The sequence below is a fragment of the Paenibacillus harenae DSM 16969 genome (genome assembly GCF_000422465.1).
GTDB lineage: Bacteria > Bacillota > Bacilli > Paenibacillales > Paenibacillaceae > Pristimantibacillus > Pristimantibacillus harenae.
The window spans coordinates 1-1,288 of the sequence record NZ_AULV01000035.1 but is presented as its reverse complement, the minus strand read 5'-3'; the positions used below and the strand labels follow the sequence as shown (position 1 = coordinate 1,288).

Sequence of the window (1,288 nt, the reverse complement as noted above, 5' to 3'; positions counted from 1 at the left end):
ATCAAGAGACTGTTCCGGCTCGTCGATACGAATGCGGCGACAGGCGAGAAGGTGGATAACCCGCAGGTGCAGATTACGGAGATGGGCAGGGACCAGGCTCACAGCACCGGCGACGTCATCAATGTCTCCATTATATCTCGTCTGTTGCAGGCCCAGGGAACCAAGGTGGATCCGGTTGACGGTACGGTTTCCACTGCGGAGAATGCGGTTGCCTCGTACGATTTTCTTGGCAAGCGCATTCTGGCAGGCACCGATCATTTTGCCCGGTATATGAACGGCTATGATACGCCTTGGATCCCGACAGAGGCGCGTATGCGTGAGGATGGCAGTCCGGTCATTTACCAGGTATTGAGTACCGAATATCGGGGAAGAATCGGCGGCAATGCCTACGATCTATACTATTACTATAAATATAAGCAAGGCTTGGACATGGAGCAAGTTGCTCCCTACTACACGGAGATGTTCAAAAAGAGGACGAATTACCATTGGGCATCACGGGATTCCGGAGGGGAATATTGGCTGTACATCCCTAAGGAAGCCGAGGCCGAGGGAGCGGCAAATCTCCCGAAGGTTGACCCGAACCCGAATTGGAAGGAGATCGAGGATCGGTTCACCAACTTGGACGGCAATTCGACCGCCATGCAAGAGGGCGATGTTTCCTTCGTCCGCATTAACGCAACGGAATCCGGCAGCAAAATCGCTTTGGTTGAATCCGGCAGCGGTACGAGAGTGATCGGATACAAGATTCAGACGAACGGCGCGGCGAAGCTGGAAGCCTTCGGCGAAACGATCACGTTGCCGGATACCCAGGGGCAATGGAGATATGTATATTATAATCTCCCGGAAGGCCATGGGCTCCGGACCATGCATTATTTCACGATTATAGGCAACGGAACAACGGTCGATATCGACCATATCAATGTCAACGCGGCCAATGAACTGACGCCGCCGGTGTTTAATGAAGGAAATACCGCTTTGAACCTGTTTGCCTATGTTGGATCCGAGGCAACGCTCCATTTAGATTTCTCGGCAACGGACGCAGGCCCGTCCGATGTTGTGACCTATCGGATTGCGGGTGCGCCCGAAGGCGCCGTATTCGATACAAGCACCGGCGCATTTGACTGGAAACCGACGCAGGCCGGAACGTATGCCTTCGTCGTGGAAGCTTCCGACGGCACGACGGTATCCACGAGAGATGTCACGGTGACCGTCGCCAATGATCGGCAGTCGGCGGTGGATGCCGTCATTGCGCCCTATGACGCCAATACGGATTATATCCGGGCAACGC

Annotated in this window: 1 protein-coding gene; it reads left to right on the top strand. The window is 54.3% G+C overall.

The genetic code is table 11. From position 1 onward, the window contains the following. On the top strand, window positions 1-1,288 hold a 1,288-nt coding region (locus H581_RS0110145), incomplete at both ends, for an Ig domain-containing protein (protein WP_028609889.1).